The following is a 20272-nucleotide window of genomic DNA, read 5'->3' as shown; positions in this document are numbered from 1 at the left end:
GGCGACCGTTTAGGATCAGCGGGGTATTCGTGTGCTCGAACGGGGGAGTCGCCGTGACCGATGATCCGGTGCTGGTCGAAATGCTTGCCGCGCTGGACCGTAGTCCCGATGTGCTCGCGCTGCGGTTGCGGGTCATCGAACTGCTCGCCGAACGCGGCCGTCACGCCGAGGCGCTCGCGCAGTGCGGGGCCGCGTTGACCCAGGAGCCCGGCAACGCGCGGGCGGTGGAGTTGCTGCAACAGTGCACCGCCGCGCTCGCGGGTGGTGCAGCTGCCGCACCTGCTTCCGCCAACGTCGCATCAGGGTCAGCTGGGTCTCCTTCCGCCGCGTCCTCTTTCGGTGAGACTGATGCCACTGCGCCGGGCGCGACACGCACCGCTGGCCACAACGCCGCCTCGCCCGCTTTTGGTGGGCCTGCTAACGCGGCACCGGGTGCGGCGGAGGCGACCGATCCCGATGTTGCTGTAACCGATGGCATTTCGGGTGACGCAGCACCCGCCGCCGGGCCCCTTGCCGACGGGCAAGCGTCGAACGTCGAACCCGCTCCGCCGTCGAACCCCGAATCGGTCGCGGCTTACGACTGGGACGCCGCCGAGGACCAGGTCTCCGACATCATCGCCCCCGCCTTCATCGATCCAGGCCCTGCGGAATACGCCGCGTCCTCGGACGCGGGCTTGTTCTCCCGCACCAGGGTGACGCTCGCCGACGTCGGCGGCATGGACGAGGTCAAGCGTCAGCTCGACCTCACCCTGCTCGGCCCGCTGCGAAACCCCGAGCTGGCCAAGGCATTCGGCACCTCCGCGCGCGGTGGCCTGCTGCTGTACGGCCCGCCCGGCTGCGGCAAGACCTTCATCGCCTCGGCAGTGGCGGGCGAGCTCGGCGCGAACTTCTATCCGATCGAGATCGCCGACATCCTCGACATCTACACCGGCTCCAGCGAACGCAACCTGCACAGCGTCTTCGAGGTGGCCAGGCGCAACGCGCCGTGCGTGCTCTTCCTCGACGAGGTGGACGCGCTGGGCCACAAGCGCAGCCAGATGTCGGGCAACTCGGCCATGCGCACCGTGGTGAATCAGCTGCTGAACGAGATGGATTCGGCCACCGTCGACAACGAGGGCGTCTACATCCTCGGCGCGACCAACCACCCGTGGGACATCGACGTCGCGCTGCGCAGGCCGGGCCGCTTCGACCGGATGATCCTGGTCGCGCTGCCGGATCCCGCGGCGCGCAAGGCGATTCTGCACTACCACCTGCGGGAGCGCCCGGTGGCGGGCATCGATCTCGGCGCGATCGCCGCGCGCACCGAAGGGTTCTCCGGCGCCGACCTCGCCCACGTGTGCACCTCGGCCACCCAGCTGGCCATGGCCGAATCGATCCGTACCGGCACCGTCCGCCCGATCGGCATGGCCGACCTGGAGGCCGCGATGGCCCAGATCAAGCCGAGTGCGGGCGCCTGGTTCGAATCGGCGCGCAACGTGGTCGAATTCGCCAACGGCGACGGCAGCTACGACGAGCTCGCGATGTACATGAAGCGGATGAAGATGCGCTGAAAAGCCCTGCGGAATGACTAGTTTCGCGCACGACGAGGTCGCGCGGGCGAAAGTGCTCATCGACCTCGGCCGGATCGAAGCCGCGCAGGCGAAGCTCGGCGCGGTGTTTGCTGGCGAACCCGACAACGCCGACGCGCTGATGTTGATGGGCTACGCCTGGTTTCGCACCGGCGAGTACGAGAAGTCCATCGGCTACAGCGCCGCCGCGCTGGCCGCGTTCCCCGACTACCAGTCCGCGCTGCGGGTGCTCGCGCTGGCCGAGCAGGAGCTGGCGCACCTGTCCGAGCACGACTCGGCGGAACAGCAGCGGCACTACGCCCGCGCGCTCGCCGCGGCCACCCGCAGCACGGAACTCGACCCGGAGTACGTCGAGAACCTGCGCCTGCTCGCGGGAGTTCAGTCGGTGACGGACCCGGTCGCGGCGCTGGCGACCATCGACCGCGCGATCGAGATCGACCCCGCCCACGCCGACCTGCACCGCGTCCGCGGTTCGATCCTGCGGCGCGGCGGCTGGTCCGCGGCCGAGGCGGAAGCGGCGCTGCGCGAGGCGCTTCGGCTGCAACCCGAGCACGTCGACGCCACCCAGGAACTCGCGCTGCTCGACCTGGATCGCGGGGACCGGGAAGCGGGGGAGCGGGGTCTGCGCCTTGTCGCGCAATGGGATCCGAGCCGCGCCGACTTCGTGCGCGCCACCCTCGCCGCCGTCGACGAGGAGGCCCGCCGCGAGCCGGCACCGGTGTCCGCGTCCATGCCGCCGCCACCGGAAGCGCGATACCTGCCGGAGACGCCGCGGTCCAAATGGCGGGTCTGGGTGTCGCTGGTGTTCGGCGCCTTCCTTGTGCTGCGGCTGATCTTCGCCGCGGCGGGCTCCAACCCCGAAACGGAACCGTCGCGCTGGTCCCCGACGCGTCAGGTGCCGACCTACCGCGTACCGCCGAACATTCCCACGCCCTACTTCCCGCCGACCCTCCGCCCGTGGCCGTCGGGCTTCCCGCCGACCGTTCGCCCCTGGCCGTCGGGCTTTCCCCGGCCCGGTGTCACGCCGCCCCGAGCGCCGTCGCCGACGATCGCGGTCCCGCCCCGCGTGCCCTGAGCGGATCGACGAAAAGGCCGGAGGCCCCCCCACCGGTCGCGCCGAGGCGTCCGTGTGACCGACGCGCTGCACCGCTCGAGCTGACGGATCGACGAAGCTCGGGCATAGGGCCGACGCGCATCAGCCGGTCGGGCTGACGGATCGACGAAGTCTCGGGCATAGGGCCGACGCGCATCAGCCGGTCGGGCAAACGCTCGGCGACGGGCCGAGGCTTCCTACGACCGCCGCGCGACCCGACGGATCGCGCGGCGTCAGGGAGCCGGAGATCCGACCGTCGCGAACAGCGCCCGAAGTGTCGCGGCGACCTGCGCGACCGCACGCTCGACCGGGCCGATCGGCTGGAAGAGGTGGCTGAGGGTGAGCCGGATGACGATTTCCGTGCGCGCGGCGAGCTCGTCGTCGGACAGGTAGGTGAGCCCGTACCGCGCCCGCACCGCCGCGCCGACCGCGTCGAGCGCCCGGCCGAGCACCGGCTCGGGATCGGTCATCAGCGTGGGCAGCAGTTCCACGTTGGCGGTCGAGCGCCCGGACAGCACGGCTTTGAGCAATTCGTTGTCGGACCCGGTGCGCAGCGTGAAGTCGACCGCGGCGTTCAGTCCCGCGATCACGTCCTCCGGGTGCTCGGCGAGGCTGCCTGCGATGCCGATCAGGAAGCTCTCGAGCTCCGCCCGGATGACCAGGTCGGCGAGCTCCTGCTTGGTGCCGATCTCCTTGTAGAGCACCGGGCGGCTGACGCCGACCTCCTTGGCCACCCGCGACATGTTCACCGCGCCCCACCCCTCGGTGCAGACCAGCTCGCGCGCGGTCTCGATGACCCGTTCGCGCAGCAGTAGCCGCATCTGGGAGTGAAATCTCGGCGCTTCGGGCACGGCATCCATCGTACACAGCACCCTATTTTGTCCGATTCATTGACACTTCGCGGCGAAGTGTATTTCAATTGGACACAGCGGCACGATTTGTAAAGTGCTCCACGCCACACAAGATCGTTCGAGGAGACGAAGAATGACGACATCGCGATCGGAAGCGCCGACGCCTGCGCTGCAATGGACGGACCGCAAGCGGTACCTGTGGCTGTTCGGCCTGGTGGCGCCAACGGCCGTTTTCCTCGCGGCGTGGTTGGTCTGGATGTTCAACCAGTTCGGGTTGCAGCAAGTCGCGCCGGTGTGGTGGTGGATCGGCCCGCTGCTGGTCTACGTGTTGCTGCCGTTGCTGGACCGCTTCTTCGGCCCCGATGGACAGAACCCGCCCGAGGAGGTGATGGAGCAGCTGGAGAACGACAAGTACTACCGGTACTGCACCTACGCCTACATCCCGCTGCAACTGCTGAGCCTGGTTTTCGCCTGCTACCTGTGGACGGCGACGGACCTGTCCTGGCTCGGCATCGACGGCGGACTCGGTCTGATCTCCAAGATCGGCCTCGCGTTGAGCATCGGCACGATGGGCGGCGTCGGCATCAACACCGCGCACGAACTGGGCCACAAGAAAGACGAGCTGGAGCGCTGGCTGTCCAAGATCACCCTGGCCCAGACCTGCTACGGCCACTTCTACATCGAGCACAACCGCGGCCACCACGTGCGCGTCGCGACCCCCGAGGACCCGGCGAGCGCCCGGTTCGGCGAGACGTTCTGGGCCTTTCTGCCGCGCAGCGTGTGGGGCAGCCTGCGCTCGTCGTGGGAGTTGGAGAAGACTCGTTTGGCGCGAATGGGCAAGAGCCCGTGGACGATCCACAACGACGTGCTCAACGCCTGGCTGATGTCGGCGGTGCTGTGGGGCGCGCTGGTCGCGGTGTTCGGCCCGGTCGTGTTGCCGTTCCTGATCATTCAGGCCGTCTACGGCTTCTCCCTGCTGGAGACCGTGAACTACCTGGAGCACTACGGCCTGCTGCGGCAGCGGACCGCGGGTGGTCGCTACGAGCGTTGCACGCCGGAGCACAGCTGGAACTCCGACCACATCGTCACCAACATCTTCCTGTACCACCTGCAGCGCCACAGCGACCATCACGCCAACCCGACCCGGCGGTACCAGACCCTGCGCAGCATGGACGGCGCCCCGAACCTGCCGAGCGGCTACGCCAGCATGATCACCCTGGCCTACCTGCCGCCGCTGTGGCGCAAGGTGATGGACGACCGGGTGCTCGCGCACTACGGCGGCGACATCACCCGGGTGAACATCCAGCCGAGCAAGCGCGAGAGCGTGCGGGCGAAGTACGGGGTGCGGTGATGGCCGTCTACCGCTGCCCGATCTGCGACTACACCTACGACGAGAGCGCGGGCGCGCCACGCGAGGGCTTCCCGCCGGGCACGCCGTGGTCCGTGGTGCCCGAGGACTGGTGCTGCCCCGACTGCGGCGTCCGCGAAAAGCTCGATTTCGAAACCCTTTCCGTCACTACCGGAGGCAAGTCATGAACACCGATTACAAACTCTTCCGATGCGTCCAGTGCGGCTTCGAATACGACGAGGCGCTCGGCTGGCCAGAAGACGGCATCGAGCCGGGCACCCGCTGGGACGACATTCCCGACGACTGGTCCTGCCCCGACTGCGGTGCGGCCAAGGCCGATTTCGAGATGGTCGAGGTCAGTCGCGCATGACCGAACAGATCGTGATCGTCGGCGCGGGCGTCGCCGGAGCCACTGCCGCCAAAACTTTGCGCGCCGAGGGATTTACGGGCCGCATCGTCCTGATCGGCGCCGAGGACGCCTTGCCGTACCGGCGTCCCATGGTCTCGAAGGAACTGCTCGCGGGCACCGCGGTCGAGCGCAGGGCGCTGCTCGAGTCGCCGGAATCCTGGCGCGACAAGGACATCGAGCTGTGCACCGGCGTCACGGTCGAGGACATCGACACCGAGCGTGGACTCGTGCGGCTGACCGGTGGCGAAGCGCTCGGCTACGACCGCTTGCTGCTGGCGACCGGCGCCCGCGCCCGCACCCTGCCCGCACCGCAGCGCAATGTGCACACCCTGCGCGGCGCCGCGGACATCGAACCGCTGCGCGCGGCGATCGACGCGGGCAAATCGCTGTTGATCGTCGGCGGCGGTCTGATCGGCTGCGAGGTCGCGGCGACGGCGCGTTCGCTGGGCGTCGAGGTGACCGTGGTGCACGCCGGCTCGGCACCGCTCGATCGCGTCGCACCGCCCTCGGTGGGCTCGTTCTATCGAAAGCTGCACGCCGACAACGGCGTCGAGATCTTGGACGACGTGCGGCTGGCCCGCGTCGAGGGTCACGAGGACGGCGTGACGGCGACCGCGCCCGACGGCCGCGAGTGGACGGCGGGCGTGGCGCTCGTCGCCATCGGCTCGGTCCCCGACACGGCTCTCGCCGAGGCGGCGGGGCTGTCGGTCGACGACGGCATCCTCGTCGACGAGCACTACCGCACCTCCGCGCCGGAGATCTACGCCGCGGGTGACGCGGCGAAGCGCTTCGATCCCGAGCTCGGTACCCATGAGCGCACCGAACACTGGAACAGCGCGCTGGCGCAGGGCGCGGCCGCCGCGAAGTCGATGCTCGGCAAACCCGCTGTCCGCCAAGATGTCTCGTGGGGCTGGTCAACCCAGTACGGTCTGAACCTCCAATTCGCCGGACGCCTGCGGCACGACGACGACTTCGTGCTGCGCGGCACGCTCGCCGAGCCGAACTTCACCGTCCTCGCCCTTCGCCGCCGCCGCCTGGTCGGCGCGGTCGCCATCGCCCGCCCCTCGGACATCCGCGCCGCCCGCGAGCTGATCGGCCACGGCGCCCTCCTCGATCCGGTCGCGTGCTCCGACGAATCGGTGGACCTCGCCACCCTCGCCGCCCACCACCGCACCCTCGCCGAGCGCTGAGCCGTCCTATACGCGCGGGCGTGTTCCGACCGAAGGCGACCACCAGTGACCCCGTCCGACTGGCGTCCACCTTCTCTCGCTCCCCCCCGCGCGCGCCTATTCCGACTGAAGGTGACCACCAGCGGCCCCGTCCGACTGGCGGCCACCTTCTCTCACTCCACCCCCTGCGGGCCTATTTCGATTGAAGGTGACGTTCAGTCGGTCTGACGGTGTGGGGGACGCCTTCGGCCGGGACTTCCCGGACTAATTGGAATGCATCAATTTCTTGACTCATTCCAGAAAAGTCTGCATCATGGGTTCATGCACACCAACCACTCCGACCCTCGCGCCTTGCTGCGAGCGGCAGGCCTGCGGGTAACAGCCCCGCGGGTCGCGGTGCTGGACGCGGTCGCGGCCGTGCCGCATTCGGACGCCGATCGGGTGGCCGCCACGGTCCGGAAGACCCTGGGTGCGGTGTCGACGCAGGCCGTCTACGACGTGCTCAACGCCTGCGTGCGCGCCGGAATCCTGCGGCGCATCGAACCGGCGGGCTCGCCAGCGCGGTACGAGACCCGGATCGGCGACAACCACCATCACCTGGTGTGCCGGAGCTGCGGCACGGTCGTCGACATCGACTGTGCCGTCGGCAGTGCCCCGTGCCTGCAACCGTCGAACGATCACGGTTTCGTGGTCGACGAGGCCGAGGTCGTGTTCTGGGGCCTATGCCCGACCTGCGGCTCACGGGAGCGGCAGCCCGACGGGACGGACTGAGCTCCGCCCACCGAAGACAGCCGGGGCTCTGCCCGTCCCCGGACGACGCCCATCTGCGAAGGAGGCTTCGAATGACCAAGCCGACAACCACCAACACCGGAATCCCGGTCGAGAGCGACAACGAATCGCTCACCGCGGGCGCGCAGGGACCGATCCTGCTGCACGACCACTACCTGATCGAGAAGCTCGCCCAGTTCAACAGGGAGCGGGTGCCGGAGCGGATCGTGCACGCCAAGGGCGCGGGCGCCTACGGCGAGCTGGTCGTCACCAACGACGTCAGCGAGTACACCAAGGCCAAGCTGTTCCAGCCCGGCGCGCGCACCGAGTCGCTGGTCCGGTTCTCCACCGTCGCGGGTGAGCAGGGCAGTCCGGACACCTGGCGCGACCCGCGCGGTTTCGCGGTGAAGTTCTACACCGAGGACGGCAACTACGACCTCGTCGGCAACAACACCCCGATCTTCTTCATCAAGGATCCGATCAAGTTCCCGGACTTCATCCGCTCGCAGAAGCGCTTGCCGGGCAACGGACTTCGCGATCACAACATGCAGTGGGACTTCTGGACCCTGCGCCCCGAGACCGCGCACCAGGTGACCTGGCTGATGGGCGATCGCGGCATCCCGAAGACCTACCGGCACATGAACGGCTACGGTTCGCACACCTACCAGTGGATCAACGCCGCCGGTGCGCGCTTCTGGGTGAAGTACCACTTCAAGACCGATCAGGGCATCGAAAACCTCACCCAGGCCGAGGCCGACCGTATCGCGGGCGCGGACGCCGATTATCACCGCAAGGACCTGTGGGAGGCGATCGAGCGCGGCGACTTCCCGAGCTGGACGCTGTACGTGCAGGTCATGCCGGTGGCCGAGGCCGAGGGCTACCGCTTCAACCCGTTCGACCTGACCAAGGTGTGGTCGCACAAGGACTACCCGCTGATCGAGATCGGCAAGTGGACGCTGAACCGGAACCCGGGCAACTACTTCGTCGACATCGAGCAGGCCGCGTTCGAGCCGTCGAATGTCGTTCCCGGCATCGGCTTCTCGCCGGACAAGATGCTGCTCGGCCGCGTGTTCGCCTACGCGGACGCGCACCGCTACCGCATCGGGACCAACTACGCACAGCTGCCGCCGAACCGGGCGCGGGCGGCGGAGGTGAACTCCTACTCCAAGGAGGGCGCCATGCGCTACGACTATAACGACGCGAGTGTGCCGGTGTACGCGCCGAATTCGTTCGGCGGCCCGCACGCCGACCCGGAACGCGCGGGCGACAGCGGCATCTGGGACTTCGATCCGACCATGGTGCGCGCCGGGTACGTCAAGCACGCGGAGGACGGCGATTTCACCCAGGCGGGCACCCTCGTTCGCGAGGTGTACGACGACGAGCAGCGTGATCGGTTGGTGGACAACATCGTCGGGCACGTCCTCGGCGGTGTCCGGGAACCGGTGTTGTCGCGGGTCTTCGAGTACTGGAAGAACGTGGACGCGGATCTCGGCAAGCGCGTCGAGGAGGGCGTGCGTGCCGGGCTGAACGGCAACGGTTCCACCCCGCCGCCCGCGCAGGGCTGACGTTTCGCGCACGCAAGGGCGCGCACCGCACAGGTGCGCGCCTTTTGCGTTCTCCCGCAGCGGTTCTCGCGATCAGCCGCAGCCGCGGAGCGCGGGATCCAAGCCGTCGAGAATGATCTCGACCTGCTGAGCGAAGGTGTCTGCCGGCATCCGCACGTCCGCGGAGTCCGCCTTGGACGTGTAGCGCCTGTGCAGCCGGGGGTAGTTCCGGGACGCGGCCTCGCCCGCCGCCAGCATCTTGCCGAGCCAATCCGCGGCATCGAGCCCGCTGCGCCGGATCACTGCGAGCGAGGCCGCTTCCGCCGAGGTGATTCCCACGACGTAGCCGAACAGCACGTTCATCGCGTTGTCCGCGCGCTCCTCGTCGAATCCGGCGGATTCGAGCACCGCGAGAACGCCCTCGCAGGAGCGCATCATGTTCGGCCCCAGGTACAGGGTGCCGATCTCGCCGAACACCGCGGCGAGCCACGGGTTGCGCAGGATCAGCCCGCGCAGCTCCGTCGCGTACTCCCGCATGGCGGCACGCCAGCCGCCGGGGTGCGCGGGGTCGGGGACGGTCAGCTCGCCGATCACCTGATCGGCGGCCAGCTCGATGATCTCGTCCTTGTTGGCGACGTGCGTGTAGAGCGAGGTCGCCCCCGCGTTCAGTTTCGCGCCGAGCTTGCGCATGCTCAGCGCTTCGGTGCCCTCGCTGGCCAGCAGCTCGATCGCCGCGGCGACGATCTGCGCGCGGGTCAGCGCGGGCTGATCGCGCTTGCGCCGCTGCGGCCGCGTCCATACGGATTGGATCTCGCCGTCGTCGGCATCCATCTGCGTTCCTCCTCGGTCCTTCGGTCAGCGTAGCGCGTGCTCGCACGGCGTTCGCTCGATCACACGACGTTCGCTATTGCGAACAGTGTTCGGTGACCGTACAGTGTTCGGCAGAACGCACGCCGTACGGAACGGCTACTCGAAAGGGCTCCCGATGAAAACGACCGACCTCGCGGAGGCGACCGCGACCAGCCGCGACCCGCGGCGCTGGCTGATCCTGATCGTGCTGTGCCTGAGCACACTGGTGCTGGTCATCGACAACATGGTGTTGAACGTGGCCATCCCGCAGATCGCCACCGACCTCGGCGCGAGCGCCCAGGACATCCAGTGGATCATCGACTCCTACATCCTGGTGTTCGCCGGGCTGCTGCTCACCTCGGGCAGCCTGTCCGACAAGTTCGGCCGCAGGCTGGTGATGATCGTCGGACTCGCGCTGTTCGGCGCCGCCTCGGTCCTGGCGGCCTTCGCGACGACGCCCGAACTGCTGATCGCGGGCCGGGTGGTGATGGGCATCGGCGGCGCGCTCATCATGCCGAGCACCCTGTCGATCCTGATCACCGTCTTCGACGAGGACGAGCGACCCAAGGCGATCGCGGCGTGGAGCGCGGTGGCGGTGGTCGGCATGGTCGGCGGGCCGGTGACCGGCGGGCTGCTGCTCGATCACTTCTGGTGGGGTTCGGTGTTCGTGCTCAACGTGCCGATCGTGGTGCTTGCGATCGTGGCCGCGATCGTGCTGATGCCGGAGTCGAAGGGTCCGTGGCGCAAGCCGGATCTGCCGGGCATGGTGCTGTCCGTCGTCGGCATGACCGCGCTGGTCTGGACGATCATCATGGTTCCCACGCACGGCCTCACCGACAGCGGCACCATGACCGCGGGCGCCGTCGCCGTGATCTGCTTGGCGGGCTTCGTGATTCGCGAACTGACCACCGATTCGCCGATGGTGCCGCTCGGGCTGTTCCGCAACCGCGTCTTCACCGGATCGAGCTTCTCGCTGGTGCTGCTCACCTTCGCCAACGGCGGACTGCTGCTCGCGCTCACCCAGTACCTGCAGTTCGTGCTGGAGTACACGCCGACCGAGACCGCCTTCGCGTTCACCCCGATGGCCGTGGCCGTGCTGGCCTTCAACGGACTCGGCGCCACCCTGGCGAGCAAGGTCGGCAACCGCAGCATCACCGCGGTCGGCCTGACCGTGACCGCAGCGGGCTTCGGACTGCTCACCCTGCTGGAGCCCACCTCGAGCTTCTGGCTGCCCGCACTCGCGATGGCCGTCATGGGCAGCGGCTTCGGTCTCGCCATGCCCGCCACGATCGGCGCGCTGATGGGCGCGGTGCCCGGCGAACACGCCGGCGTCGGCTCCGCGCTCAACGACACCATCCAGCAGGCGGGCGCCGCCCTCGGCGTCGCCGTGCTCGGCGCGGTGCTGTCGAGCACCTACTCCGACGCAATGCCCGCCGACGCACCGGAATCCGGCCGTGAGTCCATCTCCGACGCACTCGCCATCAGCACCGCCACCGGCGACACCGGCCTGGCCGCCGCAGCCCGCGACGCCTTCACCTCCGGCATGTCGACCACCTTCATCGTCGCCGCCTGCTCGGTCCTCTGCGCCGCCGCCCTCTCTCTGGTCCTCCTTCGCGAACGCAAAGACCCGGACGCGCCGGTCCTCGGATCGGACGAGGACGCCGAAGTGCTCGCCGAAACACGCTGAGCAACAGTCGATCCGCGAAAAGGGAAGCTGAGCTACCGCCGAACCGCCAACAGAAGCCGAGCGTCCGAAGGATCGCGGAGAATGGTGCGCACCCGTAGGGTGCGCACCATTCGCGTTCTGCCACAACGGTTGTCGCGTCGACCGGGAGTTCGTCCAGGACATACGGCCACGGTGCGGTCGGCCGACGGCATACCGCGCCTGCCTTGTGAGCGCCTGTATCTGGAGCCATGAGCGCGAACCGTCGTGCCGAGGGAGACCGGACTTGGGCGTGATCGTTCGCTCTTGGGGCGGCGGAAGCGGTACTGCCCCCGAAGCGAGGTTCCCGATCGCCGACGGGCGGCGGATCGAGTCCGATGGATGGACCTGGCCGGTGCACGGCCAGGTTGCTTCACTACAGCAGACCCCACCAGTACAGCACTGCGGCAAGGATCCAGACCACCACGGTTTCCATCGTCGCTCCAATCATCGATCGCAACGATTCCATCATCGCTCGCGCGGCGGGGAAGTGTTAGCAAATCCGGATCTACCAGGCACTTCGCCCATACAAGGTGTTCTTAAGGGCGCGGCAAGACGCGGGCCGCATTGTTTGTGTCAACACCGGTTCGACCGGAAACCGGACCTCACGAAGGACGCACAGACGATGATCGGCAAGCTGCGCACCGCCCTCGCTCTCTCCACCACCACCGCCGCGCTCGTGTTCGGCGCGGGCGCCGCCTCGGCCGACACCGGAGTCCCCGGCGTCGCGCTCACCGGTCAGGCGACCTGCACCCACAAGGACGACCGGATCGAGATCGAGATCGCCGCCCCGATCGTCTACGCGCAGCCCGGCTACCGCCCCGGCGAGCACCAGCAGATCCGGTACCGCACCCTCGTCTACGACGCCGCCCAGCACACGCTGGCCAGCGCGGGGGAGTGGGAGACGGGCAAGGCCACCGACACCAAGCCCGCCGAGATGGACGACACCGAGGTAAAGGTGCTGCGCAACGACCCGAACGCCTACCAGGTCGTGCAGCAGGTCGAGTGGCTGGCGCCGGACGGGGAGAACCCGGTCGCCAGTGCCGATCTCGCCGCGACCGGATACCTGATCAAGGACGGCCGTACCGAACTCGGCACGTTCGAGTACTGCCAGTAACCAGGGGGAAGGGGGAACAAGCCACCACCGGGGGTGGGGAACCGGGCTCGACCTGTCCACGAGGGGTGACAGGTCGGGCCCCGGGGATACAACCCGGCCGGGTCGGTCCACGAGGGGTGACCGACCCGGCCGGATCTCCTCCGGCGGCGCCATCGACGGCTCTTCCTGGAGCTGGTGGGCGAAGGAGGATCGCCCCCTGCCGAAGGTAACCGTCCGGTCGCAGGCCAGGAGTCCCACCCGAAGGTATGGGCGGGCCGGTTCACGAGGGGTAACCGGCCCGCCCCATCGTTGTCACCTCAGTGAATCGCGTTCACGGTAAGTTCGTTTGCGGCGTCGAACACGCGGCTGTCACGCTGGATGGATGGAACGCTCGGTCACACCGACGGGGCCTGCCTATCGCCTGCTGGCCCTCGATCACGAGACACAGTTGAATGCCGCCGAAAAGCGGCTGCTCGACGAGTTCGCCACCATGTTCACGCCCGAAACCGTTGTCGCCTACCTATTTTCGTCGTACGAGGAGTTCCTCGCGCGCGCCACGGTGACGCTGTATCTGCCGACCCTTGCGGAGAAGTTCGCCCGCCAGCAGCTGGACGCCAAGGCGAAGCTGGAAGGCAAAGTGGCGCAACCGCGTCCGACCGTCCTGTTCTTGTGCACGCACAACGCGGGCCGTTCCCAGATCGCCCTCGGCATCTTCACCCATCTCGCTCGGGGCCGTGCGGTGGCGTGGTCGGGCGGCTCGGAGCCGAGTTCGCGGCTCAATCCGGCCGCCGTCGACGCGATGGCCGAGATCGGTATCGATATCTCGGGCGAGTATCCGAAACCGTGGACCGAGGAGATCGTTCGCGCCGCCGACGTGATCGTCACGATGGGTTGCGGGGACACCTGCCCGCTGGTGCCGGGCCCGCGCTACCTGGAGTGGATCATCGAGGACCCGGCCGGATTGGAACTCGAGGACGTGCGACCCATCCGGGACGACGTGGGTCGGCGGGTCGAAGGTCTGCTCGCGGAACTCGGTGTGCCGGTTCGCTAGACGCTTCGCTCCGGCCATGCGCGGGCTAGCGACGGACTGCGTCCGGCTGTGTCGGATACGCGTACCTCCGCCTTCGCTCCGGCCATGCGGGGCTATTGGCGGACTGCGTCCGGCTGCGTCGCATAATCGGGGAGTTCGTAGGACTCGGTCGCGGTGAGCATCCGCATCATCAGCGGCTTCATCACCTTGGCGGTCATCAATCGCGACACCGCGCGCCCCGCACGGATGCCGAGCCGGGTCTTCGGGGTCATCGCACGCAGACCACCGGGCGGCAGCTCCTGGGCCTTGACGACGAAGGGGCGAAGCACCTCCTCGTAGCGAACCAGTGCACGTTCCGGATCGTTTGCGCGCGAGGCGATCTCACCGGCAAGCACGTAGGCGCCGACCAGCGCCATGGCGGTGCCCTGCCCGGTCAGCGGCGAACCGCAGTATCCGGCGTCGCCGAGCAGGGCGACGCGGCCGCGGATCCAGCTCGGCATGTCGATGCGGGCCAGTTCGTCGAAGTAGAAGTCCTCGGCCTCGGTCATCGCCGCCGTGATGGCGGCCGAATGCCAGCCGCCGCCCGCGAGCCGCTCACTGATGAGTCGCTGTTGCGCCGCGACATCGCGGCGCAGCGTCGGATCGGCGTCGCCGCGCAGCATGACGATCGCCTTGCACGTCGACGGGTCGGCATCGGGGCGCAGTCCGATGCCGGTCGCGCCGACCAGTGAATGCATCGAGAACCAATGCGGTTCGGTGCCTTTCGGCGTCGGCATGGTGAAGAACGACATGTATCCGCCCAGGTAGGTGGCGAAGTCCTCGTCCGGCCCGAACGCCAATCGCCTTGTCGCGGAATGCAATCCGTCGGCGCCGATCACGATGTCGAAGCGCTCGACGGCGCCCGAGGCGAAGGTGACCTCGACACCGTCCGCGTCCTGGCCGATCTCGGTGATCCACTCGCCGTAGCGGTAGTCGACACCACCCGCCGCCGCGAGCGCGTCGAGCAGGACCTGGTTCAGATCGCCCCTGGTGATCTCGATTTCGGCGACGCCGCCCTTGCCGTCGAAAAGCTCTGCGGGCATGCGCAATTCCTCGCGGCCCGCGTCGTCGAGGTAGAGCATGCCGCGTTCGTCGAGCTGTCGGGCCTCGATGCCCGGCATCAGTCCCATTCGCTCGGCGACCTCTCGACTGGGTCCGCGCAGGTCCACCGCCTGCCCGCCGGGGCGCGGCGCGGCGGCCCGCTCGACGACGGTGGCGCGGATACCCGCGCGGAGCAGTTGCAGCGCAACGGCATTGCCGCCGATGCCGCCGCCGCTGATCAGCACGCGGAGGGAGTTGGTGGTGGGGGTGATGCTCATGTCGGCTACTCCTGGCTCGAATGTCTTAGACAAATGTCTAACAGAGGAGTTGCACGTTTGTCTAGTACAAATGTCTGAATCCGTGGACACGCAGAACGCCGATGGCCCGGCAGCGGGTGGGCTGCCGGGCCATCGGAGGAGCGCGGGTGGTCAGTTCGCGCCGTTCAGATACGCCTTCCAGCCGCCGAACTCGGTGATGTCGGTGGCGGTCAGGGCCGCATCGTAGGTGCAGGCGAAACCGACCACGGACCGTCCGTCGGCGAGTTCGATGCTGGTCAACGCCATGGGCGGGGGCAGTTCCGCCAGGAAGCCGCCGAGCGCGGCGCGCGAGACGGTGAACAACTCGCCGAGAATCGGCGCGCCGAGGCCAGCGCCGTGCCTGACCAGTCCCGGCTTGGCGGGAACGGTGTCGAGGGCGGTCAGCCGATAGGCGTCGGTGGTGGAGATCTCACCGGCGAACCGGGCGCCGATCCGCTCGAGCTGCCAGTGCAGCGGCTGGCCACGCAGGTGCGCGCCGAACACGGCGAGCTGCACCCCGTCCTCGACCAGCAGCGGCGCGTGCGCGAGTCCGCCGATGCGGGCGGCGATGTCGATCGCGACCTGGTCGCCGAAGGCCGGCGTCACCACCATCACGCCGAAGGGAGTGCCCGCCGCGGTCGGTTGGCCGGGAACGGCGACGGCCGCCATGTCCAGCAGGTTGCAGAAGTTCGTGTAGGTGCCCATGCGGCGGTTGATGCCGATCGGATCCGCCTGCACCGCGGCGATACTCGGGTGTTCGGTGGTGGTCGGCAGCAGCAGCGCGTCGCAGTCCCGCAGCAGCAGCGCGGTTCTCGCGCGGGTGCGGGTCAGCGTGTCGAGGTCGGCGGCGAAGCCAGGGCCGGTGGTGGACTCGGCCGCGCCGATGATGGCCGCCACCGTGGGATCCGCACCCGCAGGACCGGTCGCCAGGAACCGCCCCACCGCCGCATAGCGTTCCGCGACGATCGCGCCGTCGTAGAGCAGCAGCGCCGCCTCCAGCAGCGGCGAGATGTCCAGCTCGACCGTCTCTATTCCGGAATCGACCACGGCGGCAACGGTTCTGGTGAAGGCGTCACAGTATTCGTCGCTCAGTGCGGCGAGATCCGCGGCCCGCGGCACCGCGACGCGCGGGGACTGCGGCGCGGCGAGCCGCACATCGGCGGGCCAGTCGCGACTGCGCGGATCGTCCGCTTCCGGACCCGCCATCACGGCCGCCGCGGCGACCGCCTTGTCGAGGTCCGCGGCGAACACCGTGACGGCGTCGTAGTCGGCGCAGGCCGGGACGACGCCGTGCGCCGGAATGATCCCCAGGGTCGCCTTGATGCCGACGATGCCGTGCAGCGCGGCGGGCACCCGGCCCGATCCGGCCGTGTCGGTGCCGACGCCGATGTCGGCGAGGCCGAGCGCGACCGCGACCGCCGAACCCGAGGACGAGCCGCCGGAGATCAGCTCGGGATGCTCGGCATGCCGCACCGCGCCGTACGGGCTCCGGGTGCCGACCAGGCCGGTGGCGAACTGGTCCAGGTTCGTCTTGCCGAGCACGATGGCGCCCGCGGCTTGCAGTCGCGCCACCGACGTAGCGGTAACCGTTGCGGTGTAGGCGAATTCGGGACAGGCGGCGGTGGTGGGCAGTCCCGCCACGTCGATGTTGTCCTTGACCGCGACCAGTTGCCCGGCCAGCGGCAGTGCCTCGCCCGCCGCCAGCCGCCGCTCCACCTCGGCGGCGTCGGCGGCGGTCTCGTGCTCGGGGCGCAGCGTGATCCACACCTCGGGGCGGTCCACCTCGGCGATGCGCCGGTACGCGGCCGCGACCCGCGCGGTGGGCGAATCCTGCTGGATACCGACGACGCCTGCGGTCATTCGTCCACTCCGATCACTGCCAGCGGGGTACCGGGGGCCACCTTGGCGCCCGGCGCGGTCAACACCCTGAGCACCGTGCCCGCACCAGGGCTGTGCACGGGCAGCTCCAGCTTCATGGCCTCCAGAATGGCGACCGGCGCGCCCGCCTCGAGCCGCTGCCCCTCCTCGACCTCGACACGCCACACATTGCCGATCATCGGCGCCGTCACCACGGTCGCGTCGGCGGGCAGCCCGGCCAACGGGTCCGCGACGGCTTCGAGCCGCTCCGGTTCGGTTGCCGTGCGCTCGAATTCGCCCGCCGCGTGCCACGCCCGCTTCTCCACCTCGAACGCCGCCGTCTGCTTCGTCTCGAATTCCGCGATGGATTCGGCGTTTTCGGCGAGGAAGCGCAGATGATCGGCCAGCGCGAAAGTCCCTTCGCTCACCTCGGCGTCGAACCGGCCCGCGGCCGCCGCCGCGCGATGCTCGAGCAGTTCCTCGGGGCTCACCGGCTCCCAGACGATGCGGTCGAAGAACCGGAACAGCCACGGGGTGCCCGGCTCGAAGGGCGCGGACTGCCGATAGCTGGACCAGATCGGCACGGTCCGGCCGATCAGTTGGTAGCCGCCGGGGGAGGCCATGCCGTACACGCACAGGTACTTGCCGCCGATGCCGACCGCGTCGGAGGGGGTCCAGGTGCGGGCCGGGTTGTACTTGGTGGTTACCAGGCGGTGTCGCGGATCGAGCGGAACCGCAAGCGGCGCACCGAGATACACGTCGCCGAGGCCGAGCACCAGGTACTCGGCGTCGAACACGGTGTCGCGCACCTGCTCGACGCTGTCGAGTCCGTTGATGCGCCTGATGAATTCGACGTTCGACGGCAGCCACGGCGCAGTGTCGCGGACGCCGCTGCGATAGCGGTCGATCGCTTCGGCGATGGAGGGGTCGTCGAAGGAGAGCGGCAGCCGGATGGTGCGGCTGGGCACCACGAGATCGTGGGTGGCGGGCAGTTCCGCTTCCAGCTCGACCAGCGTGCCGAGCAAACGGTGCTGGGCGAGCACCTCCGGATCGAAGTGGATGTGCAGCGAACGGACACCGGGCGTCACGTCCACGATGCCGGGCAGACCGGCCGCGAACAACGCCTCGGTGAGCGCGTGCACCCGCATGCGCAGACCCAGGTCCAGCACCATCTCGCCGTATTCGACGAGGATGTTGTCGTCGCCGCCGCGCAGGTACGCCACCCGAGGTCGGTCTTCGTCCCCGGGAGCCGTGCCGAGGACGCCGCGATCGCCCAGAGCGTCGCTGGTGGCCGAAACCGTCGCTTGCGCGCGGCGGTTGTCGGAACGGCGCAGCGCGGTGGCCTCGGCGTCGTCCACGGGCACGAACCGTACGGTGTCGCCGGGCCGGAGCTGGCCGAGCTTCCACCGGTGCGCCGAGATCACGGTGATCGGGCAGGCGAAACCGCCGAGGCTCGGTCCGTCCGGGCCGAGCAGGATGGGGGTGTCGCCCGAGACGTTGAGCGCGCCGACGCTGTAGGGGTTGTCGTGCAGGTTCGACGGGTGCAGACCCGCGTCGCCGCCGTCGGCCCGCGACCAGGTCGGCTTCGGGCCCTCGAGCCGGATGCCGGTGCGGTTGGCGTGGCTGCCGACCCGCCACGGGTGCGCCGCGAACTGCTCCATGTCCGCGTCGGTGAAGTAGGCGGGGGCGGTCTGCGGGCCGATGCCGACGGCCAGCTGCCACTCGTGGGTGAACTCCGGCCGCGTTGGCGCCGGAGCAGGCTCGGTCAAGCCCGCGCGGTCGGCGACGATGTGCAGAACATCGCCCGCCGCAACGGCTTTGCCCGTGGTGCCACCGAACCCGCCGAGGGTGAACGTGGACGCGCTGCCGTGGTAGAGCGGGGCGTCGATGCCGCCGCGCACGGCGAGATAGGTGCGCAGGCCCGCGTCGTGCGGTGCGCCGATGTCCAGCACCGAACCGGCGGGGATCGTGATCGGTTCCCACATCGGCGCGGGCTCGTCGTCGACGGTGATCGGTGCGTCCGCGCCGGTCACGCAGACCACGGTGGTGGCGGCGAAGCGCAGCCTCGGACCGTTCAGCGTGCACTCCAGGGCTGGGACGCCCTCCGGGTTGCCGACGGCGGCGTTGGCCAGGGTGAAGGAGAGGTCGTCCATCGGGCCGGATGGCGGGATTCCGACCTCCCACAAGCCGATTCGGCCGGGACGATCCTGGATGGTGGTCATGGTGCCGCCGCGCAGCACGTCGATGCGTGGTGCGGTGGGGCGGATGTCGGCGAGCGTGCTCGTGACGTGAGAAGTCGTCAGGACCCGCGGATCCGTAGCCGCGGCGTGCAATTGGGCGAGGTTCGTCTGGACGCCGTGGATCCGGGTCTCGGCGAGGGCGTCGGCCAAACCGGTGAAGGCAGCGTCGCGGGTGGGGCCCGCGGTGATCACCTTGGCCAGCAACGGGTCGTAGTACGGGCTCACCTCGGTGCCGGTGCCCACCCAGGTGTCGACGCGCGCGCCGATGGGGAATTCGGCGGCCGTGATCAGTCCGGCGCTCGGCCGGTAGTCCTGACCGGGGTCCTCGGCGTAGACGCGGGCCTCGACGGCCCAACCCGATTGGGCGGGACCGGTTTCCGGCAGTGCGTCCAGCATCGTGGCGTCGCCGCCCGCCAGCCGCAGCATCCATTCGACCAGGTCCACGCCCGTGATCGCCTCGGTGACAGGGTGTTCGACCTGGAGCCGGGTGTTCATCTCCAAGAACGAAGCAGCGCCGCGTTCGGCGTCGTAGACGAACTCGACCGTGCCCGCCGAGCGGTAGTCGACCGACTTGGCCAATTCTCGTGAGGCGGAAAGCAATTGGTCGGCCAGCTTTGGGTTGATGCCAGGCGCGGGCGCTTCCTCGATCACCTTCTGATTGCGGCGCTGTAGTGAGCAGTCCCTGGTGCCGAGGCTGACCACCCTGCCGTGCCCGTCGCCGAAAAGCTGCACCTCGACGTGCCGCGCGCGTGCCACGAAACGCTCGAGGAAGACACCCGTCGAGGCGAAGTTCGTCGCGGCGAGTCGCTGGACCCGCAGGTAGGCCGCGCGGAGTTCGTCCGCGGTGAAACAGCTCTGCATGCCGATACCGCCACCGCCACCGACGGCCTTGAGCATCACCGGAAACCCGATCAGCTCCGCCTCGGCGACCGCGTGATCGGCCGACTCCAGCAGGCCGCTGCCTGGAATCAACGGCACGCCGACACGTTTCGCGGCCTCGCGCGCGGTGTGCTTGTCGCCGAAGATCCGCAGCTGCTCCGGCGTCGGGCCGACGAACGCGATACCGGCGTCGGCTACCGCGGCGGCGAAATCCGCGTTCTCCGAGAGGAATCCGTAGCCGGGATGGATCGCGCCAGCGCCGGTCGCCTGCGCCGCCTCGATCACCAGGTCGGCGCGCAGATACGACTCGGCCGCCTGGGCCGGGCCGAGCCGGACCGCGGCGTCGGCGGCCGCCACGTGCGGCGCGGCGGCGTCGGCGTCGGAGTAGACGGCGACGGTCTTCAGGCCGAGCATCTTCGCGGTGCGCAGTACCCGGCCCGCGATCTCGCCGCGATTCGCGACGAGCACAGTGTCGAACTCCACCGTGTACTCC

At 69.0% G+C, this 20272-nt stretch carries 16 protein-coding genes; 11 read left to right on the top strand and 5 right to left on the bottom strand.

Features of this window, described 5'->3' with window-relative positions:
- Positions 1 to 80: 80 nt before the first annotated feature.
- Together NAM01S_RS26650 and NAM01S_RS26645 are read left to right on the top strand one after the other, a co-directional pair.
- On the top strand, positions 81 to 1550 hold the full coding sequence (locus tag NAM01S_RS26650) for an ATP-binding protein (protein ID WP_084483328.1): 1470 nt from the start codon (positions 81 to 83) through the stop codon (positions 1548 to 1550).
- A 13-nt stretch (positions 1551 to 1563) separates the two neighbouring features.
- Positions 1564 to 2643 (top strand): tetratricopeptide repeat protein, encoded by a 1080-nt coding sequence (locus tag NAM01S_RS26645; protein WP_067790278.1) that lies wholly within the window; start codon positions 1564 to 1566, stop codon positions 2641 to 2643.
- Between the two features lie 251 nt (positions 2644 to 2894).
- Here the strand turns inward: NAM01S_RS26645 and NAM01S_RS26640 are convergent, their stop codons facing one another.
- Positions 2895 to 3512 carry a TetR/AcrR family transcriptional regulator gene (locus NAM01S_RS26640; RefSeq protein WP_253799178.1) on the bottom strand — a complete coding sequence of 206 codons (618 nt, stop codon included), beginning with the start codon at positions 3510 to 3512 and terminating at the stop codon, positions 2895 to 2897.
- 133 nt (positions 3513 to 3645) lie between these two features.
- Between NAM01S_RS26640 and NAM01S_RS26635 the strand changes: the two genes are divergently transcribed.
- The 6 genes from NAM01S_RS26635 (at position 3646) to NAM01S_RS26610 (ending at position 8771) form a co-directional block, all read left to right on the top strand.
- Complete coding sequence (locus NAM01S_RS26635) at positions 3646 to 4863, top strand: alkane 1-monooxygenase (protein WP_067790273.1); 1218 nt, start codon at positions 3646 to 3648, stop codon at positions 4861 to 4863.
- Positions 4863 to 5048 carry a rubredoxin gene (locus tag NAM01S_RS26630; RefSeq protein WP_067790270.1) on the top strand — a complete coding sequence of 62 codons (186 nt, stop codon included), beginning with the start codon at positions 4863 to 4865 and terminating at the stop codon, positions 5046 to 5048. The genes NAM01S_RS26635 and NAM01S_RS26630 overlap by 1 nt, the downstream gene beginning before the upstream one ends.
- Positions 5045 to 5230 (top strand): rubredoxin, encoded by a 186-nt coding sequence (locus NAM01S_RS26625; RefSeq protein WP_067790268.1) that lies wholly within the window; start codon positions 5045 to 5047, stop codon positions 5228 to 5230. Before NAM01S_RS26630 ends, NAM01S_RS26625 begins: the two co-directional genes overlap by 4 nt.
- Complete coding sequence (locus tag NAM01S_RS26620) at positions 5227 to 6459, top strand: NAD(P)/FAD-dependent oxidoreductase (RefSeq protein ID WP_067790265.1); 1233 nt, start codon at positions 5227 to 5229, stop codon at positions 6457 to 6459. Before NAM01S_RS26625 ends, NAM01S_RS26620 begins: the two co-directional genes overlap by 4 nt.
- Positions 6460 to 6759: 300 nt before the next feature.
- Positions 6760 to 7209: a Fur family transcriptional regulator gene (locus NAM01S_RS26615; protein ID WP_067790262.1), complete on the top strand. Its 450-nt coding sequence runs from the start codon at positions 6760 to 6762 to the stop codon at positions 7207 to 7209.
- Between the two features lie 71 nt (positions 7210 to 7280).
- Positions 7281 to 8771 carry a catalase gene (locus NAM01S_RS26610; protein ID WP_067790259.1) on the top strand — a complete coding sequence of 497 codons (1491 nt, stop codon included), beginning with the start codon at positions 7281 to 7283 and terminating at the stop codon, positions 8769 to 8771.
- A gap of 72 nt (positions 8772 to 8843) precedes the next feature.
- Here NAM01S_RS26610 and NAM01S_RS26605 read toward each other — a convergent pair whose 3' ends face one another.
- Positions 8844 to 9581, bottom strand: coding sequence for a TetR/AcrR family transcriptional regulator (locus NAM01S_RS26605; RefSeq protein ID WP_067790256.1), 738 nt, complete (start codon positions 9579 to 9581; stop codon positions 8844 to 8846).
- 154 nt (positions 9582 to 9735) lie between these two features.
- Here NAM01S_RS26605 and NAM01S_RS26600 point away from each other — a divergent pair, with 154 nt between their 5' ends.
- From NAM01S_RS26600 to NAM01S_RS26590, 3 genes are all read left to right on the top strand, one after another.
- Positions 9736 to 11286: an MFS transporter gene (locus tag NAM01S_RS26600; protein ID WP_067790254.1), complete on the top strand. Its 1551-nt coding sequence runs from the start codon at positions 9736 to 9738 to the stop codon at positions 11284 to 11286.
- A 640-nt stretch (positions 11287 to 11926) separates the two neighbouring features.
- Positions 11927 to 12418 carry a hypothetical protein gene (locus NAM01S_RS26595; RefSeq protein ID WP_067790251.1) on the top strand — a complete coding sequence of 164 codons (492 nt, stop codon included), beginning with the start codon at positions 11927 to 11929 and terminating at the stop codon, positions 12416 to 12418.
- 361 nt (positions 12419 to 12779) lie between these two features.
- On the top strand, positions 12780 to 13448 hold the full coding sequence (locus NAM01S_RS26590) for an arsenate reductase ArsC (protein WP_067790248.1): 669 nt from the start codon (positions 12780 to 12782) through the stop codon (positions 13446 to 13448).
- Positions 13449 to 13540: 92 nt separating this feature from the next.
- On the opposite strand, the gene NAM01S_RS26585 is transcribed toward NAM01S_RS26590, so the two are convergent.
- The 3 genes from NAM01S_RS26585 to uca form a co-directional block, all read right to left on the bottom strand.
- On the bottom strand, positions 13541 to 14785 hold the full coding sequence (locus NAM01S_RS26585; protein ID WP_067790245.1) for an FAD-dependent monooxygenase: 1245 nt from the start codon (positions 14783 to 14785) through the stop codon (positions 13541 to 13543).
- Positions 14786 to 14935: 150 nt separating this feature from the next.
- Positions 14936 to 16663: an allophanate hydrolase gene (gene atzF / locus NAM01S_RS26580; RefSeq protein WP_067790242.1), complete on the bottom strand. Its 1728-nt coding sequence runs from the start codon at positions 16661 to 16663 to the stop codon at positions 14936 to 14938.
- Positions 16660 to 20262 (bottom strand): urea carboxylase, encoded by a 3603-nt coding sequence (gene uca, locus NAM01S_RS26575; RefSeq protein WP_253799179.1) that lies wholly within the window; start codon positions 20260 to 20262, stop codon positions 16660 to 16662. Before uca ends, atzF begins: the two co-directional genes overlap by 4 nt.
- Positions 20263 to 20272 lie beyond the last annotated feature (10 nt).

It is taken from the genome of Nocardia amikacinitolerans NBRC 108937 (assembly GCF_001612615.1).
Classification (GTDB): domain Bacteria; phylum Actinomycetota; class Actinomycetes; order Mycobacteriales; family Mycobacteriaceae; genus Nocardia; species Nocardia amikacinitolerans.
Note: the sequence above shows the minus strand (reverse complement) of the source record. Positions and strands in the feature narration are given on the sequence as shown.

Bases quoted from the DNA above. Each gene is read 5' to 3' on its own strand.
- NAM01S_RS26615 (WP_067790262.1), top strand. From the start codon at position 6,760: ATGCACACCAACCACTCCGACCCTCGCGCCTTGCTGCGAGCGGCAGGC.
- NAM01S_RS26585 (WP_067790245.1), bottom strand. From the start codon at position 14,785: ATGAGCATCACCCCCACCACCAACTCCCTCCGCGTGCTGATCAGCGGC.
- NAM01S_RS26595 (WP_067790251.1), top strand. From the start codon at position 11,927: ATGATCGGCAAGCTGCGCACCGCCCTCGCTCTCTCCACCACCACCGCC.
- NAM01S_RS26590 (WP_067790248.1), top strand. From the start codon at position 12,780: ATGGAACGCTCGGTCACACCGACGGGGCCTGCCTATCGCCTGCTGGCC.
- NAM01S_RS26645 (WP_067790278.1), top strand. From the start codon at position 1,564: ATGACTAGTTTCGCGCACGACGAGGTCGCGCGGGCGAAAGTGCTCATC.
- NAM01S_RS26600 (WP_067790254.1), top strand. From the start codon at position 9,736: ATGAAAACGACCGACCTCGCGGAGGCGACCGCGACCAGCCGCGACCCG.
- NAM01S_RS26620 (WP_067790265.1), top strand. From the start codon at position 5,227: ATGACCGAACAGATCGTGATCGTCGGCGCGGGCGTCGCCGGAGCCACT.
- NAM01S_RS26625 (WP_067790268.1), top strand. From the start codon at position 5,045: ATGAACACCGATTACAAACTCTTCCGATGCGTCCAGTGCGGCTTCGAA.
- NAM01S_RS26630 (WP_067790270.1), top strand. From the start codon at position 4,863: ATGGCCGTCTACCGCTGCCCGATCTGCGACTACACCTACGACGAGAGC.
- NAM01S_RS26650 (WP_084483328.1), top strand. From the start codon at position 81: ATGCTTGCCGCGCTGGACCGTAGTCCCGATGTGCTCGCGCTGCGGTTG.
- NAM01S_RS26610 (WP_067790259.1), top strand. From the start codon at position 7,281: ATGACCAAGCCGACAACCACCAACACCGGAATCCCGGTCGAGAGCGAC.
- atzF (WP_067790242.1), bottom strand. From the start codon at position 16,663: ATGACCGCAGGCGTCGTCGGTATCCAGCAGGATTCGCCCACCGCGCGG.
- NAM01S_RS26605 (WP_067790256.1), bottom strand. From the start codon at position 9,581: ATGGATGCCGACGACGGCGAGATCCAATCCGTATGGACGCGGCCGCAG.
- NAM01S_RS26635 (WP_067790273.1), top strand. From the start codon at position 3,646: ATGACGACATCGCGATCGGAAGCGCCGACGCCTGCGCTGCAATGGACG.